The organism is Croceivirga sp. JEA036, assembly GCF_011882165.1.
GTDB lineage: Bacteria > Bacteroidota > Bacteroidia > Flavobacteriales > Flavobacteriaceae > Croceivirga.
This window is the reverse complement of the sequence record NZ_JAATON010000007.1, coordinates 88,727-106,205: the sequence shown is the minus strand read 5'-3', so window position 1 is coordinate 106,205 and position 17,479 is coordinate 88,727. Positions and strand designations below refer to the sequence as shown.

The window sequence follows — 17,479 nt, the reverse complement described above, 5'->3', positions numbered from 1 at the left end:
TTTGTAAAGTTCGGCTAAATCCACTTCAACTTCATTGACTTTTAGTCCATTTGACGTGAGTTCTTTCTTTGTTCTAAGATAGGATTTGTTCCATTCCTTCCAAGTGTCGAACATACTCTCCCTGTCATCAATCATCCTCAAGAATTTTCCCCAGTCCTTTTTTCTATAAAATGCAAGATTTACTTCCATTTCTAATTTTTTCAACATGAAGCACAACGCGTTAGCTATGATTTGTTGGGGAATTTTACGCAGTGAAAATTCCGCCATAGGTTAAAGATAGCTCTTTGCTGTCGATTTTCGATTAGAAAATCGACCCCCAATGAATTATAGGTTTTGTTGTCTGTAGTGATTATTGCCCCGCAGGGCCACCACGGAGTGGAAAGTCATCACGTTCTGCTTGCGTAACCCTCCGTACTGAATGGAAGGCTTTCAACCCGTGTAAGAATTCCGTCTGTAAAGTCTTTGGTAAAGAAAAACTTTGGCTTTAAAAAGTCCGACATAACAACAGCGAGTAAGAAAAACAGCTGAGTGAACTTTAAAAGATTTTTGCTCGAGAAAGCAGCTCTAGCATTACAGACAACGGACTTGTGTATGAGCAGTAGCGGATTAAAATGCACTAAATTTTCGGAATACAAGATACTTAATAAAACGCAAAAACGGTTTGAGTGCTAACTCGAACCGCTATTGCTTATACACCGTGTTGGCGGTAGTACTTTCATTCGTTCTTAGTCTTGTTATTAACCGTTTTCAACTGCTTTCTTTAACAATTCCATTCCTTGCTGATTGGTCTTTTCCATTTCGGATTTTGCACCAAACAGCCACATAAAAAATGCGTCAACTAAACCAGATTCCAATTTAAAATCTTGATTAACTTCAATTCCGTTTGCTGTTTCTTTAAAGTAGTAGTCAAATGTTGGTTTTGCAACAAAAGGTTTTTGAATATCACATTTCATCCCCACAAAATTGAGTTCATCAATTTTTACGATTTCCTGATACCCCAAATCTTTTCCTTTATTTCCGTCCCAATGGTATTGCGCACCAACTGTTCCGTCTTTTCCTTTAACTTCATACTTCTGTGTTGGGTCTTGTGCCAAAAATGGCGACCATTTCGGGAAGTTGTTCAAGTATTTTACCATATCAAAAACTTCTTGTTTAGTTCCTTTAATGGTAACTGTTTTAACGATTTGAATTGACTTTAAATCACTGGCTTTATACAAGCCAAATCCGATGAACGCTAGAAAAGCGATTCCAATTATTGCGAATATCATTTTCTTGCTCATTTTAAAAAGTTTATTGTTAATTCATTGGTATTACATCTCTTACTTCAACTGTGCCGCCAATAAAAAGTATAGGGCATTTTTTTGCAAGTTCTGTTGCAGATTCCATAGATTCTGCTTTCAAAACCATATTACCACCTATGGTTTGTCCTTCGGCAATATGGAATCCATCTTCTGTGTTTTGATTGGCAAAAATCTTTTTTCCTTCAAAACCTAATTGATGCGTACTTACCAATTTTCCTTGCATAGCAATTCCACCAATAAATTCTCCCCATTGTTTGTGCATTTCTTGTAGTTGCTCTTGGGTTGGCTCTTCGTTGCTTGGTTCGTATCTAAATAGCAGCATAAATTCTGTTTTTTGTTTCATTTTGACTGTTTAATTGATTAAATAATGCCAAAATTATAAAGGAATATTAAGGAACGAACTACACAATTGGGTAGTTTTTTAGATAAGATAGTTGTTGTAGGAGTAGAATATAGCATCATTCATAGTAGTAACATTGAGTTTTTCAAAAAGTTGTTTTTTATGAAATTTTACTGTGTTACTAGAAATAAATAAAGCGCTGGCTATTTCATTTACTTTAAATCCTTTTACTGATAAACGAATAATTTCTTTTTCTCTTTCAGAAAGGACAATTGGTTTTACATTAATCCAATAATTTTCATTAAGGTTATATTTAAATGTTAGTTGCCCTTTTTCATTAAAGACTTTAATGTTTCCTGATTGAGTGGATGTTGAAAGTGTTACCAAGCAAATGGCTTTCCAAACTTTACCATCTTTAGTTAGAAACAAAGGAATAAGTTTGTGATTTATTAAGGTTGTTTTGTTTTCGGAATTAATCAGTTTAAAATCGTAGCAAATAGTGTAATTTAACCTGTTTTCAATGGGTATTTGCAGGTATTTATCGAAACCTATTTGGTTTATTTTAAGCAGCAAGTTCAGGTCTTCTTTTGGCACAAACTTAAAATAGAAATCATATCCCATTTCTTGCACTTCATCTTTAGAAAGACCACAAAGGAATAATGGATTCTCAGATACATATTCAAAACCCTGTTTGTGATAATCTATAACATAAAGGCACATATTATTTAGTTTTGCTATAGCCTTGATTGTTGCTAAATAATCTGAAGTTTGTTGTGCATCTACATTGGATAGAGACAATACAGTATTATTAATATTAAAAAAATCAGTTTTATTATTCATTATAAATCTTGCACCTTAAATATTTAGGTTCTTGTTTGTATTACCGCCAACGCGTTAGCTATGATTTGTTGGGGAATTTTACGCAATGAAAATCCCGCCATAGGTTAAAGATAGCTTTTTACTGTCGATTTTCGATTAGAAAATCGACCCCCAATGAATTATAGGTTTTGTTGTCTGTAGTGATTATTGCCCCGCAGGGCCACCACGGAGTGGCAGTCACCACGTTCTGCTTGCGTTACCCTCCGAACTGCTAGGAAAGCTTCCGTACGAGTTAGCAATCGGTCTGTGATGTCTTCGTTAGAGGCAGATTATGGCTTAAAAATTCCAACATAACAACAGCGAGTAAGAAAAACGGCTGAGTAAACTTTAAGATATTTTTGCTCGAGAAAGCAGCTCTAGCATTACAGACAACGGTCTAGTGTATGAGTAGTAGCGGATTTTTACTCACGAACCTTTCGGTTTTTCACTGACCTTTGTTTTTATGTTCATACTTTCGTTTTAACACTTAAACCGCTATTACTTATACACATTGTTGTAGGCCGTTTTTATTTTCTTTTCAAAATCCTTGTTGAATTTCTCGACTGCTTCGGTATTTTCAGTTTTCCAATAGCTAAATAATTTCCTACCGTTAACTCCCCAATATTTTATTTGGCTTTTCCACCAATTTTTCATCACATCTCTATTACCAATTTCCGGTAAATCTCTGAAACAAACTTGTTTCGTGTAACCACCAACACTACCCCAAAATGGATGGTTTGCATCCAAACTTTTTAAAAAGTTAAACATAATTTTTTCAGGACTATCATCACCTGGTAGTGTGATTACATTTCTTGGATTTGGCTTTACAACTGACGGTTGTTTATCACCATCTAAAACAATAACACTGCGTTTGAATGCAGGTATTTTTTTATTGGCTAATGTTAACAATAATTCTGCTCCAAAATTTTCTGGAATTATTTTTATTTTTTTCTTTATCGCTGGTGTTAAAATTGATTTAAGTAGTTGTTCAGCTTCCTTATCCTCTAAATAAACTTCGATTTTTAGGTCTTTTACTTTGTCTATTAAAACTTCAGCTTTCAAGTCGGCAATTATTTCTTTTAAATTGCTTTCTTGTGCTTTTTGAATTGGCCCATTAGCTTTATGTAAATAGCAAACTTTAGATTGATGTTTATATTTCGATGTTAGTAGAATTTCCAAAATTTCAATCGAATGCGTTGTGAAAACACATTGCAAATCTAATTTCGAAGAAGCTTTAAAAAGAAATTCAATAAGTTTTTCTTGTGCCGCTGGAAACATACTCGCATCAAGTTCATCAATTAAGAGTATACCACCGTTGTAGTCATCACCCAAGTGTTCTTTTAATCTTTGGAAAGAAATGATTGCTGTAATTATTTGGCCAATATTGTCTTGTCCTGCGGAATTTCCAATAGCATCATATTTATCAGTTTTGGCGGCTAAGAAATGTTTGCTTGTTGACTTGACTTCATCGCTCGAAATCTCGTCTTGCATTAAGAGAATTTGATTATGAGACTTTTTGTAGTATTCTAATTCTTCGTCAGAAAGACTATGATTATTTACATCTACTTTTCTTTCTTGAGCAAGTGGAATTAGTCTTTTAAGACCCAAAAATAAAACAGGAAAGTTGATTTTACCACCATCTTTCGTGCTCTGGCCAACTCTTAGTCTCAGACTTTCATCCTTTCCTCTTTCCTTACGAGCATAAGACATAACTTGGGTAGATGTATTATCTGAGAAATTTACTTCATAAAGATGCTCTTTTGGTTTGTCAAATTCAGGAAACGAAAATCGAAATATTTCAGAATAATCTGTTTCAAACCGTTTGTTGTCAAAAGTCTTAAATCGAGTTTTTTCTCTACAAACGTGTCCTAATAAACCTAAAACGGTCGATTTACCAGTTCCGTTCTGACCTGCAATTGCTGTTAATCTATTACCAAGTTCAACATTAATATCATTTAGATGTCTAAATTTTGTAATCTGAAGGTTGGTTATATTCATATTTTATCTTTTGGTCAGAATTCGGTTTAAAATGGCCTACAACGTGGTTGTATAAAAATTGAAGCGTGTAAATATGCTCCACGCATGAATAAGGTTAGCATATAATAAACAAACAAAAGCCTTAGAAATAAGCACCTGAATAGCTTTTGTTTTTATACGTTGTTAGGGTGCGTTATTTATTATGGAATGCGGAATATGTAAACAAGAATTTGATGAAAGTAATTTAATGGAGGTTGTAAAACACGAACATAATGGAAATTACACCTTACCAAATAAAGGTAAAAAAGTAATTAAGCACGCAAGAGAAGTTTATCCTTATTGTAGTGGCACTTTTGCTGGAGGTGTTCATTCATATCTTAGTGGTGATGATTACCCAAAATATGATGAACAAAGGGATTTTAAAGAAGGATATTTTTCTGCCCTAAGAGACTTGAAAGATAATTATGTATTGCGATTCTAATGCACCCTAACAATTGGATATCCGTCATATGACGGATATATCTACTTTGTCTCTACTAATCTAAAGGATTTTTTATTGCTGTAAAAGTATGGTTGGCAACATGTGTATAAATTTCTGTTGTTTTGGTGCTGCTATGCCCCAATAAAACCTGTATTTGTCTTATGTCTGTGCCTGCTTCTAGCAAATGTGTAGCAAAACTATGCCGCAGCATATGCGGTGTAACTCTTGTGCGTATCCCCGCGCGTTCTGCAGCAGATTTTACTACTTTTAAAACACTAACGGGGCTGTAGGGTTTCCCGTTCATTCCTTCAAACAAATAAGTGTTAGGTTGCCACTGTTCACAATATAATCGTAAATCTGCTAGTACATTAGTACTCAAAAGGGTATATCTGTCTTTGTTGCCTTTTCCTTGTTTTACATGAATAAGCATACGCTGGCTATCAATATCTTCCAATTTTAATTGTACCAATTCACTACGTCGTAAACCTGCAGAGTATAGTAATTGTATTATGCATTTGTGTTTTAGGTTACGGGCATGTGTAATTATGGCTAAAATTTCGTCTTTAGAGATTACTTTGGGTAAATGGCGCTCTTTTCTGGGCCGCTCCAGGTCATAAAACCTGTTGGGCATGCCCAGCACCCCTTCATAATAAAACTTAATAGCATTAATAGCTTGGTTAATATAAGAGGTAGATAAGTTCTTATGTATCAAGGTTTGTAAATACCTGCGTACATCAGTCTCGTTTAAAGTTTCTAATGCTTGGTCTGGGTACATGTTAATGAACTGCTCAAAAAATTGCACGTATACTTTAACCGTATTGTTAGCATAGCGTTTAAGCTCTAACCGTTGTAGATAGGGTTCAGGACACCGTCTATACCCTGGGGGTAGATTCCGTTCTCGGTAATACGTAACATTAACTTCAGGATTGTTGGTATTTATGGGTCTGTTGGTCAAAAATTTATTGTAATTAATCCAAGCTACCCCTTTAAAAGTGCTGTAAATGGCAGCTAAGTTAGCAGCAGTATTGGGTATATAGGCCATGCTATATTCCGTACTCCATTTACAATTGGGTAAACCCTTTAGTAAATCTTGGATTAGCTTATCTGGACTAAATTGAATGCCAATTTTACGTTCGTTACCAATCATTAAATGGTGCAGCGTAATGGATTTTGTTGTCATCATTTTGCAATCCTAATATAAAAATGGACCATAAATCGTATTTTAAGCGTATAATATGCGTTTATTATGGATAGAATGTGCCCTGTTTGCCATACAACTGTCAAAGGTAGAACCGATAAAATTTATTGCTCTGTAAAATGTAAATCCATACATCAGTACGAAAAAAGACAACAAACAGAAACCTTTTACCTTAGGGTGGAAAAGCAATTAAGAACCAACAGAAAAGTATTACGCAGTTACAACAAAGCAGGTAAAGCTATAGTCCGTGCAGAAGAATTGCATAAACAAGGGTTTAACCCTAAGTTTTTTACGCATTATTGGAAGAATACTAAGGGCGATGTTTATTTGTTTGTGTTTGAATATGGATTTTTAAAAAGGACCGAAAATAACAAAACCAAATACGTTTTAGTTACTTGGCAGCCGTACATGGAGTAGGGGCATTCCAAGAATAAGTAGTTTAAAAATAGTGTTTTAGGTCGATGAAAATTAGTGCCTATAGTTTTTTAGGGCGAAGCGTAAATAAAAAGGGTATCGTCCCTGTACGATGTTTTAATGTACAATTTAATTTTTACCTATTAAGTGTTTAGAATTAGGCGCTAATACACCTTTTAGTAGTTGTTATTAAAAAAGTAACGGGGAATTCTGGCACAAAAAACGCATAAAAATACCCCAAACCGTATACATCTGTTTGGGGTATCTAAATTTCTAGGGTTGTAGTTGGTTTATTTTACCATTTTAGGCGTTACATAAAAGTTTTCGTCTATAGTAGCAGAATCTCCTTTAACTTTAGTGCTTTGCCATGCTGTGCCTACGGTTGCCCATACGGGAGCATCACCCACCCAAAATTTTACAGGGATGGTAAAACCATCAACAACCTTGGTAAACCTATATTCTAGTTTTTTACCGTTAAACTTGTATTCTAGCACGGGGATGTCTGTGGTTCTCAGGTATTGCTCAAAAAACGCGGTTAAATCTAGTCCAGAATGGTCTGCTACATATTTTTCTATTTGTTGTGTAGTCACAGTTTGGTGGTAAAAATCTTTATTGAGCCCGCGTAGTATAGAACGCCACTTGGCATCGTCATTCAGTATTTGTCTAATAGTGTGTAGCATATTGGCCCCTTTATAATACATATCGCCAGAACCTTCTTTATTAAGATTGTATCTACCTATTATTGGAGCATCATTCTTAATATTCTTGCGCGTCCCTATAACATAGGCATTGGCAGCTTCTGTACCAAAATGATAGTCCAAATACAAACTTTCAGAATAGGCCGTAAAACCCTCATGCACCCACATGTCTGCAATATCTTTATAAGTAATATTATTGGCAAACCACTCGTGCCCAGCTTCATGAATAATAATAAAATCGAACTTCATTCCCCAACCAGAACCCGATAAATCTCTACCTAAGTAGCCATTCTCAAAATTATTACCGTAGGTAACAGAGCTTTGGTGTTCCATTCCTAAATAAGGGACTTCTACCAGTTTAAAACCATCTTCATAAAACGGATACGGACCAAACCAATGTTCAAATGCTTTTAACATCATCGGGGTTTGGGTAAACTGTTTTTTTGCCTTTTCCAGGTTTTCTCTTAGCACATAATAATCTAGTTGTAACGGTCCTTTTTCTCCTTGGTACACTTCATCAAAATGCACATAGTCCCCAATATTTACATTAACTCCGTAGTTATTTATTGGGTTGTCTACGTGCCAGTGGTAGGTTTTGGTGGTTCCGTTTTCTTCTACCTTAGTTAGGGTACCGTTAGATACATCCATTAGGTTAGAGGGTACAGTAACACTTATATCCATAGAAGAAACCTCATCATACATATGGTCTTTACATGGCCACCATGCGCTTGCACCAAGGCCTTGGCAAGATGTGGCTATAAACGGCTGGCCTTTGCTATCAGTTTTCCAAGAAAAACCACCGTCCCATGGTGCTCTACGAGCTGCTCGTGGTTTACCCGCATAATACACCTTTATTTCTGCTTCTTCCCCTTTTGGCAAAGGAGCATCAAACAACACATGGAACGCATTGGTACCTTTCTTTTTATAAGCCAATTCTTGGTCTTGGTAGGTAATTTTTTCTATGTATAATGGCGGTTGCAAATCTACCTGCAACATGGAACCTTCCTCTAACGTTTTAAACCTAATAAGGTTGCTGCCCTTAATGGTTTTGGTCTCTGGGTTTACCGTAATATCTAAATGGTAATAGGTAAGGTCCCACCACGCTCGTTCTGGCGTTATACTTCCTCTTAAAAAATCGTCTTCTGTAATAGCAACATCTTGTGCGCTCGCTGTAAGCGTAACTAAGGAAATTGCTAGGGTAAAAAGGTTCTTCATGTTTAATTTCTAATAATTCCCGTAGGGAAAACTACAATACTCTCATGCCCATCTGCACCAACGGCAGCAACCCCAAAGAAGTAATTGTCTAATACAATACCTTCTAAAGTTGTTCCTTTAACGTTCTCTACATACTTAAAATTATCCCAAGTAGGAGAAGTTGTATCTCTGTAGTATACTTTATAGCCTTTTGCGCCCGGAACTTCTTCCCAAACTAGTTTGGCATAAGGCTGTACTATACCACCAATTTTTACCTGCGTTGGCGCCGGTGGAGCCCATGCTATACCTGCTAGATTTATGGCGTTTACAGCCGTTAATTTTTTAGCATAGTTAAAATTTACGTGTTCTAAAACGTCCCCATAGGCAATGCCATTTTCTGTTCGTAAATCTTGGTGCTGTTGGGTATAATTTTCATGCGCCTCCATTATACGTATTCCCGCAAAACCAGCATCGTTAAAAGGTCTGTGGTGGCCGCCTCTACCAAAACGGTCTAAACGGTAAATAAGCATAGGATTCATCTCTGGCATGTAGGTTTTGGTCATTTTATGTACATAACGTGCCAATTGTCTAGAAATACCATCTACCTCACCGCCATAAAATCTTCTGGCTGTTCGTTGGTTTTCGGTTTCTGTGGGCGGTACAGGTTCAGAAAAAATTCTAAAATCAGTATTACTTACTATCCCATCTACCCCAGTAATATTCCCAATCATATCATTATTTAGAATACCTACTATATCCCAATTCTTTTCCTTAGCATAGGCAGCTAAACCTTTACCACCATAAAGGCCTTGTTCTTCTCCAGAGAGCCCAACAAAAATTATACTACTTTCAAAGTCGTATTTAGACAATACACGTGCAGCTTCTAAGGTGCCAGCCATGCCACTGGCATTATCATTTGCTCCGGGAGAGGTGTCTGTATAATTATTTGGGTCACTTATTCTAGAATCTATATCCCCACTCATAATAATATATCTGTTGGGGTACTTTGTTCCTTTTTTTATAGCGACAACGTTTACAACCCAAACATCCTTAACAATACGGGCATTATCGCCTTTGGGCACAAAGTTTTTCTGGTAAAACACCTCTAAACAGTTGTTACAATCACTAGAGATTTGTTCAAATTCTTTAATAATCCATCTTCTGGCAGCACCTATACCTGTAGTAGCACTTGTGGTATCGCTTAAGGTATGTCTGGTGCCAAAATTTACCAAAGTGGTAATATCTTTTTCAATTCGCTCTGCAGAAACAGCCTCTATGATATCATAAATACGGGTGTCTACTTGGGCTAAAGCTACCAATGGTAGCATAAATAGGAGAGTTGCTAGCTTTTTCATTTTTTTTGAGTTCTAATAAGTGGTATTAAAAATAATAATCCACAGCTAATACTAACCGTGGATTATATTTTATTGTGGAAGTTAAAAAAAAATAAATAGACTTACATTTTAGCAAATCGTTTTAAAACCTCTCTCACCTTCTTAGTGCCTTCTACATGGTATTTGGCATGCGTTTTTTTTAGTCCCACCTTCACGGTAACCGCTTGTTCTGGTAACTCTTGGAACATAAACTCGTCTGTCCAATCGTCTCCAATAGCAAAAATGTAATCGTAGTCGCCCTCTGCTACCATGCGTACAGATGCTCTACCTTTATTTACATTGCTGCTTTTTACCTCCATAACCTTATTACCGTTCAATACGCTAATATCATCGTTGCCAATGAGACCTGTAAGTACAGTATTTAACTGGGTAGCTCTTTTTTCTCCAAAGTCTGGGTCCGTGTTACGGTAGTGCCATGCCAAGGAATAGTTTTTCTCTTCTATAAAAGAACCAGGTGTACGGTCTACCCAAGATTCTAATACTGGTCTTATTTTTTCCATCCAATCTCCTTTTACCTGTTCTAAAAGGGTAAAGTCTTCTCCACCTCTAGAAATCCATACCCCATGTTCTACAATCATGTTGTATTTTTTAGGTAAAAACCACTTGGTAAAAGTTTCTTTATCCCTACCACTGATTAAAAATAGGGTAGTGTTTTCTTGATGGTGTAGTGTATCTAATAACTGATATAATTCTTCATCTGGAGATGCTTTTTGCGGGTCTTTATGAAAACCAGATAGGGTGCCATCATAATCTAAAAAGAGTATACGCTTTTTAGCAGCATCATAGTTGGCCACTAAGGTTTCTAAAAGACTTTTATTTATTTTCTGGCTTACATAAACGTTCTCTTCTTGTTGTTGTTCCTGTAATGCAGTCATAAAGTCATTAGCCCAAGTTTCTACGTTATAGCGACTTAAGCGTTTTTGCAGTAAGGAATTACGCTCTTGCTGCTCTTCTAAAGGCATAGTAATAGCTTGCTTTAGTGCTTGCGCTTGCTGTTCAAAATTATTAGGGTTTATAAGGAGTGCTTCGCTCATTTCGTTTGCAGAACCAGCCATTTCACTCAAAATTAAAACCCCACTTTTATCTATCCTACATGCAATATATTCTTTAGCTACCAGATTCATCCCATCTCGTATAGGGGTAAGCCAAGCAATATCACTAGAAGTGTATAAATCTATTAAATTTTCAAAAGGTAAAGAGCGATAAAAATACCATATTGGCGTCCAGTTTACCGTAGACAATTCGCCATTAATTCTACCAATGAGCTCATCTATTTCTTTTTTAAGTAATTGGTATTGCGGAACGTTAGAACGAGACGGTACCGCAAGGATTATTAAACGTACCTTTTCTTTGTATTCTGGATTTTGGGTTAAGAAATACTCAAACGCTTTTATCCGTGAGGCAATCCCTTTACTATAATCTAAACGGTCGATGGAAACGATGAGTTTGGTGCCTGGAGCAGATTTTTTATGCTCGTCCAGTTTCATTTGCAAATCCGTACGGTCCGCTCCGCTGAGTTGTAAACTCTGTTTGGCTGCGTCATGGAATTTAACATAATCAATACCCATGGGGTAAGAGTCTACTTTTATTACTCGGTTATCTAGATACACCTCGTTAAAACTAACCTCTAAACCTAGCAAACGCCTTACAGAACTTAAAAAATGGCGTTCATAATCGTAAGTATGGAATCCAATAAGGTCTGCTCCTAAAAGTCCTTCTAATACCTCTTCTCGCCAAGGTAGGGTTCTAAAAATCTCATAAGAAGGGAAAGGTATGTGCAAAAAGAAACCGATGGTAGCATCGGGTTTTTTCTCTTTTACCATTTGGGGTACTAACATCAATTGGTAATCATGTACCCAGATAATATCATCATCATTGGCAGCTTCTATAATTGCGTCTGCAAACTTTTGATTTACACTTTTGTAAACCTCCCAAAAATTGAGCTCAAATTCAGAATATTCTAAAAAATAATGAAAGAGTGGCCAAATAGTACGGTTGCTAAAGCCATAATAGAAACCTTCTATATCTTCTGCGTTTAAATCTACTCTAGCGCAATTAAGTTCTGCCAAAGCTTGGTCAATTTTAGACTCCATTGCTTTTGGGGTATCTTCTTGGGTTAATCCAGACCAGCCAATCCACAAACCGTTTCCTTCTCTATGTACAGATTTTAGACCGGTAGCCAAACCACCCACACTAGGTTGGGCAGAAAGTTCTCCATTGTCAATTTTTAACTGAACGGGTAATCGATTTGAGATTATGATAGTTCTACTCATTATTTTGATGTTTTTAACCGTTTTTACTTTTATGTTTCTTGAAATTTCGGGAAATTCAACGTCATAAACTATTTGTAAGAATTCTTTTGCGAAAAATTAATTTATGGATAATCTAAATTATGGAATAATAGGCAACTGCAGGAGTGCAGCACTCATATCAGTTAAAGGTTCTATGGATTGGTGCTGTTTACCGGAGTTTGACTCATCTTCTATTTTTGCCAAGCTTTTGGACGAAAATAAAGGGGGGAGTTTTGAAATTTTGGTAGACGATAACTATGCTATTAGCCAGGCTTACGAGAACCGTACCAACATTCTAGTCACCCGGTTTAGCAATGGGGTAGATTGTTTTGAGCTGCGCGATTTTATGCCTAGATACCACAAAAAGGATGGAAATTACCATGCCCAACCAGAGGTTGTTCGTTATGTTAAGTTAATATCTGGAACTCCAGAATTTAAAATAAAATATAATCCAAGATTAGAATATGCTAGAGAGGCTACCAACTCTTTTATAAAAGAACATTTTATTGTAAGCCTTACGGATGAGCAACAATACGACACTGTTTTTCTGTACACCTCTTTCAATAAAGAAAAAGTGGTGGCTGGTGATACGCTACAATTGCAAGAGGATGGTTATTTTTTGATTACCTATAATGAAAAACTCTTGGCACCTAACATAGAAAAGGTGTATTTAGAGATGGAGCGCACTAAAATATATTGGTTAGATTGGTGCGATAGAACACCAACGTATAAAAAGTACAACAAGCAAATATTAAGGAGTGCATTGACGCTTAAAATGCTCACCTATGACAAAACTGGTGCTGTGTTGGCTGCTGCCACTACTTCTTTACCAGAAACTATTGGTGAAGTAAGAAATTGGGATTACCGTTTTTGTTGGATAAGAGATGCCTCTATGGTTATTAAAGTAATGTCAGAACTAGGGCACAAAAACTCGGCACTGCGTTATTTGCAGTTTATTATTGATTTGATGCCAGATAAGGACGAGAAATTCCAGATCATGTATGGTATTAATAAAGAAAAAACGCTGACAGAAGTTACCCTAGACCATTTAGACGGCTACAAAGGCTCTAAACCTGTACGTATTGGTAATGCCGCCTACCAACAAACCCAAAACGATATTTATGGTATACTAATGGATGTCATCCATGAACAGGTCAGCAGGTTTGGAACGGATTTAGAAAATTGCGAAGAATTATGGGGTATTACCAAAGGTATTGTCTGGATTGTAGATAAACATTGGCAAGAACCAGATAAAGGCATTTGGGAATTTAGAGAAGAAGACCGCCATTTTACCTTTTCTAAAGTGTTGTGTTGGGTAGCTTTAGATAGGGCGATAAAGGTAGCAGAGATATTTGGTAAACACCACAAATTAGAAATGTGGAAAGAACTAGAAGAAAAAATAAGAACCGATATTTTAGAGAATGCTTGGAATGATGAGGTTAAGGCATTTGTACAGTCTTACGGTTCTACGTATTTAGATGCTTCGGTTTTACTCATGGAATCCTACGGATTTATAGATGCCAAGGACCCCAAATTTGTAAGTACCGTTATGGCGATAGATAAAGATTTAAATAATGACGGCTTGCTGTATCGTTACAAAAATGAGGACGATTTTGGTCTGCCTTCATCGTCTTTTACCATTTGCACTTTTTGGTTTATAAAGAGCTTGTTTAAGATGGGCGAAGAAGAAAAAGCGGAGCAATTATTTGAGCAAGTACTTGGGTATAGCAATCATTTAGGTTTATTTAGTGAGGATATTGATTTTGAGTCTAAACGATTACTGGGTAATTTTCCACAGGCCTATTCCCATTTGGCATTGATAGAATGCGCTATTCTTTTCTCTAACAAACACCGCGAAGAAAAAATATTAGAACATATTACTTAGCAGTTTTTTAGAGCCAAATCACTTATTTTTTGCAATAGGTCTTTTAAATGCTCTAGTGTAGTAAACGGATTCATTAAAGAGGTACGTAAATAATGCGTGCCTCTTAATTTTGTTTGTACCATATAATATTCGCCTTCTTCTAAGGTTTGTTGCCTTATTGCTGCATTAAGCTGGTTTAACGCTGCAGCAGACATGCCTTCTTTTACATATCTAAAACATACAATATTACTTTGTGGAGCTACCGCTAGTTCAAAATTTGGGGTGTTTTGGATTACTGCTGCAAAGTCTTTTGCCAAATTGTATTGTCTGGTAACAAAAGCATCAAACAATTCCAAGCCATAAAACTTTATCAAAATAAACCAATGTAAACTCATCATGGTTTTGGTACATTCAAACGTTTTTTTTCCACTTTGGTACCATTGGTCTTCTTGACTATCGTCTAATAAATAATCGGCCTGTTGACTAAAAGTCTGTTGGGCATGCCATTTGTTTTTAAATACCAAAGCTGTGGTTATCACGGGCATCATTAACATTTTATGGCCATCTATAATCATAGAATCTGCCTCTGCGGCACCGTCTAGTAAATGCTTGTATTTTTTAGAGAAAATAGCAGCTCCACCATGGGCGCCATCCACATGAAACCACAAATCTTTTTCTTTGGCAAACTGTGCAATTGCAGCCAAATCATCATAAGCACCTGTAGCTGTAGAAGGAGCAGAACCTACAATGGCAAAAACCTGTATACCAGCATCTAAGGCTTCTTGGTATGCTCCTGCTAGTTGGTCGGTGTCCATAGAATAGTTGGCTTTTGCGGCTATTTTTATGATGCCTTTACTGCCTAGCCCCATAATCCTAGCGGCACGGTCTATGCAATAGTGGGCCTCTTCGCACACCAGTATTCCTAAAGGTTTTGTGTATCCGTCATTCCAAATATCTTCTTTAACTTTTGTTCTTCTGGCAGCTAAGAGTGCGGTTAGGTTGGCTAAAGTACCACCAGAAGTTAAAAAACCACCAGCTTCTGTGGTATACCCAATAGTTTCGCAAATGATGTCTGTGACTATACGTTCTATAGCAGAAGGACTCATCCCCATCTCATACACCGCCATTCCGTTATTCATTAATGCGCCAGCCATTGCGGTTAAGCTAGTGATTGGAGTAGGGGAGGCTACTTGGTGCCCTACATATTTGGGATGTTGTATGTGTGTTGTTCTTTTAAATAATTCTGGAAACAATTGGTTAGGATGCCCTTCTTTCAAATAATTTTTCCAGAAATCTAATTCGGTTTCTGGGTTTTTCCAATCAATCACTTTAGAAGTGGCTTCAGGTTTAATTCTTGCCTTAAATTCTGCTAAAAACTGGGGTAGAAATTCTTCAAAATGCGATACCGAATACGCCTGTTCTAAGATGTTGTTTTCCATAGGACAAAGCTAAGGCATCAAACAATAACAAGAAATAAAAAAACCGTCCCAATTGGAACGGTTTTCAAGCTTACTTCATTTAAGAAGTCAACATAACTAGTCAAAGGTATAACCATTGTCAGCAGCCACTTTATCCGCAATTTGCGTTCTAAGGGCAACCACATTTGGCTGATTTGTGTATTTGGTAAAACGCTTAAGACCCATCAACATCATACGTTGCTCATCACCCTCAGCAAAAGAAACAATCGCTTCTTTACCTTTTTGGTTGATGATGTCTACTGCTTTATACAAATAGTACTTACTCATTGCAATTTGCGTAGCTTGAGAATCTTCTCCAAAACGCTTCGCATTTTTCTCAGTTCTTAAGATGGCAGATTCTGCCATGTAAACTTGGATAAGGATATCAGAAGCAGCCATCAATAATTGTTGATGCGATTCTAATTCTGTTCCGTATTTCTGTACAGCACTACCTGCTACCATTAAAAATACTTTCTTAAGACGCTTAATTAAGTCTTTCTCTTCTGCAAACAACTCAGAAAAATCTGGTGCATCAAAAGAAGGTATACCCATTAACTCTTCTCCAACTGCTGTAGCTGGTCCTAATAAATCTACATGACCTTTCATCGCTTTTTTAACCAGCATACCTACAGATAACATTCTGTTAATTTCGTTGGTACCTTCATAGATTCTAGAGATACGAGCATCTCTCCAGGCAGACTCCATAGGTGTGTCTGCGCTAAAGCCCATACCACCAAAAATCTGGATACCTTCATCGGCAGTTTCCTGTACGTGCTCAGAAACCGCAACTTTTAAGATAGAACATTCTATAGCATATTCTTCTACACCTTTAAGTTCTGCATCTTGGTGAGTGTTTCCTTCTTCTTCTCTAATAGCTATTCTGTCTTCAATATTTTTAGCTGCTCTATAGCAAGCAGATTCATCTACATAAGCGTTGGTGGTCATGTCTGCAATTTTAGACTTGATAGCACCAAAGTTCATGATAGGAGTTTTAAACTGAATACGCTCATTGGCGTAGTTTACAGCCTCATTAATTACTCTACGTTGTGCATCCAAACAAGCAGCCGCCAATTTAATACGTCCAACGTTAAGAGCGTTCATAGCAATTTTAAAACCATTACCTCTTTCTGATAACATGTTTTCTACAGGCACCTTTGTTTCATTAAAGAAAACTTGGCGCGTAGAAGAGGAGTGGATACCCAATTTCTTTTCTTCATCCCCTAAAGTGATACCGTTGCTTGGGTCGTTTTCTACGATGAAACCTGTGATGTTTTTATCGTCCTCAATACGAGCAAATACTATAAATAGATTACAGAAACCAGCGTTAGAAATCCACATTTTTTGTCCGGTGATGCTGTAATGTTTACCATCTTCTGACAAAACAGCTTTAGTTTTACCAGAGTTGGCATCAGAACCAGCACCTGGTTCAGTTAAACAGTAAGCTCCAAACCACTCCCCAGAAGCCAATTTAGGTACATATTTAGTACGCTGCTCCTCTGTACCGTATAAAGTGATTGGCATAGTACCAATCCCAGTATGTGCACCAAATGCTGTACTAAAAGAACCTGTAGCTCCAGAAATATAATCACAAACTAACATGGTAGAAACAAAGCCCATGCCCATACCACCAAACTTTTCTGGTACAGCAACACTTAACAATCCAAGTTCACCTGCTTTACGCATGGTTTCTTCTGTGTAAGCGTAGTCTTTCTTTTCAAAACGTTCCCAATGTGCCCAAAGTTCTCTATCTACGAATTCCTTGGTGCTATCACGCATCATCTTCTGCTCTTCATTCAAGTCTTCGATGGTAAAAACATCTTCGCATTTGGTTTCTTTAACCAAAAACTGTCCACCTCTTAGGATGTCTTTCTTTTCTGTTGCCATATTTTTTTAGGTTTTAAAAGAATAAAAAAATAGAGGAGCGAAAAAAATCACACTATCACCACATCGTCATTCTTACGGAGACTCCTCTATTTTATTCTTTTATACGTTTATTGATTTAATTACTAATT

The 17,479-nt window shown here is 36.7% G+C and carries 14 protein-coding genes; 3 read left to right on the top strand and 11 right to left on the bottom strand.

Annotated features, from left to right (window positions below; translation table 11 throughout):
• The 5 genes from HCO57_RS15395 to HCO57_RS15375 form a co-directional block, all read right to left on the bottom strand.
• Positions 1-267: hypothetical protein (locus tag HCO57_RS15395; RefSeq protein ID WP_167989764.1), on the bottom strand; the 267-nt coding region annotated here is incomplete at its 3' end.
• A 470-nt stretch (positions 268-737) separates the two neighbouring features.
• Positions 738-1,280: an SRPBCC family protein gene (locus tag HCO57_RS15390; protein WP_245167614.1), complete on the bottom strand. Its 543-nt coding sequence runs from the start codon at positions 1,278-1,280 to the stop codon at positions 738-740.
• A gap of 16 nt (positions 1,281-1,296) precedes the next feature.
• Positions 1,297-1,644 carry a YciI family protein gene (locus HCO57_RS15385; protein WP_209066181.1) on the bottom strand — a complete coding sequence of 116 codons (348 nt, stop codon included), beginning with the start codon at positions 1,642-1,644 and terminating at the stop codon, positions 1,297-1,299.
• 78 nt (positions 1,645-1,722) lie between these two features.
• The gene (locus HCO57_RS15380; RefSeq protein ID WP_167989763.1) at positions 1,723-2,481 is read right to left on the bottom strand and encodes a helix-turn-helix transcriptional regulator; all 759 of its coding nucleotides are present in this window, start codon (positions 2,479-2,481) and stop codon (positions 1,723-1,725) included.
• 516 nt (positions 2,482-2,997) lie between these two features.
• On the bottom strand, positions 2,998-4,497 hold the full coding sequence (locus HCO57_RS15375) for an AAA family ATPase (protein WP_167989762.1): 1,500 nt from the start codon (positions 4,495-4,497) through the stop codon (positions 2,998-3,000).
• 181 nt (positions 4,498-4,678) lie between these two features.
• Here HCO57_RS15375 and HCO57_RS15370 point away from each other — a divergent pair, with 181 nt between their 5' ends.
• A complete protein-coding gene (locus HCO57_RS15370) occupies positions 4,679-4,957 on the top strand; it encodes a hypothetical protein (protein ID WP_167989761.1) in 279 nt (92 codons plus the stop codon).
• Between the two features lie 55 nt (positions 4,958-5,012).
• Here the strand turns inward: HCO57_RS15370 and xerA are convergent, their stop codons facing one another.
• Entirely contained in the window at positions 5,013-6,140 is a 1,128-nt protein-coding gene (xerA, locus tag HCO57_RS15365; RefSeq protein ID WP_245167613.1) for a site-specific tyrosine recombinase/integron integrase, read from the bottom strand.
• A 63-nt stretch (positions 6,141-6,203) separates the two neighbouring features.
• Here xerA and HCO57_RS15360 point away from each other — a divergent pair, with 63 nt between their 5' ends.
• Positions 6,204-6,572, top strand: a complete 369-nt coding sequence (locus HCO57_RS15360) for a hypothetical protein (RefSeq protein WP_136951477.1) — start codon at positions 6,204-6,206, stop codon at positions 6,570-6,572.
• Between the two features lie 287 nt (positions 6,573-6,859).
• Here HCO57_RS15360 and HCO57_RS15355 read toward each other — a convergent pair whose 3' ends face one another.
• The 3 genes from HCO57_RS15355 to HCO57_RS15345 all read right to left on the bottom strand — a co-directional run bounded on the left by HCO57_RS15355 (position 6,860) and on the right by HCO57_RS15345 (position 12,128).
• Positions 6,860-8,482 carry a M1 family metallopeptidase gene (locus HCO57_RS15355; RefSeq protein ID WP_167989760.1) on the bottom strand — a complete coding sequence of 541 codons (1,623 nt, stop codon included), beginning with the start codon at positions 8,480-8,482 and terminating at the stop codon, positions 6,860-6,862.
• 2 nt (positions 8,483-8,484) lie between these two features.
• Positions 8,485-9,816 (bottom strand): M28 family peptidase, encoded by a 1,332-nt coding sequence (locus tag HCO57_RS15350; protein WP_167989759.1) that lies wholly within the window; start codon positions 9,814-9,816, stop codon positions 8,485-8,487.
• Positions 9,817-9,917: 101 nt separating this feature from the next.
• Positions 9,918-12,128 carry a bifunctional alpha,alpha-trehalose-phosphate synthase (UDP-forming)/trehalose-phosphatase gene (locus HCO57_RS15345; protein ID WP_167989758.1) on the bottom strand — a complete coding sequence of 737 codons (2,211 nt, stop codon included), beginning with the start codon at positions 12,126-12,128 and terminating at the stop codon, positions 9,918-9,920.
• Positions 12,129-12,231: 103 nt separating this feature from the next.
• Here HCO57_RS15345 and HCO57_RS15340 point away from each other — a divergent pair, with 103 nt between their 5' ends.
• Positions 12,232-14,031, top strand: coding sequence for a glycoside hydrolase family 15 protein (locus HCO57_RS15340; RefSeq protein WP_136951481.1), 1,800 nt, complete (start codon positions 12,232-12,234; stop codon positions 14,029-14,031).
• Here the strand turns inward: HCO57_RS15340 and HCO57_RS15335 are convergent.
• On the bottom strand, positions 14,028-15,449 hold the full coding sequence (locus tag HCO57_RS15335) for a pyridoxal phosphate-dependent decarboxylase family protein (protein WP_167989757.1): 1,422 nt from the start codon (positions 15,447-15,449) through the stop codon (positions 14,028-14,030). The two genes, HCO57_RS15340 and HCO57_RS15335, sit on opposite strands and share 4 nt — an antisense overlap.
• Positions 15,450-15,545: 96 nt before the next feature.
• A complete protein-coding gene (locus HCO57_RS15330) occupies positions 15,546-17,351 on the bottom strand; it encodes an acyl-CoA dehydrogenase family protein (protein WP_136951483.1) in 1,806 nt (601 codons plus the stop codon).
• Between the last annotated feature and the right edge of the window lie 128 nt (positions 17,352-17,479).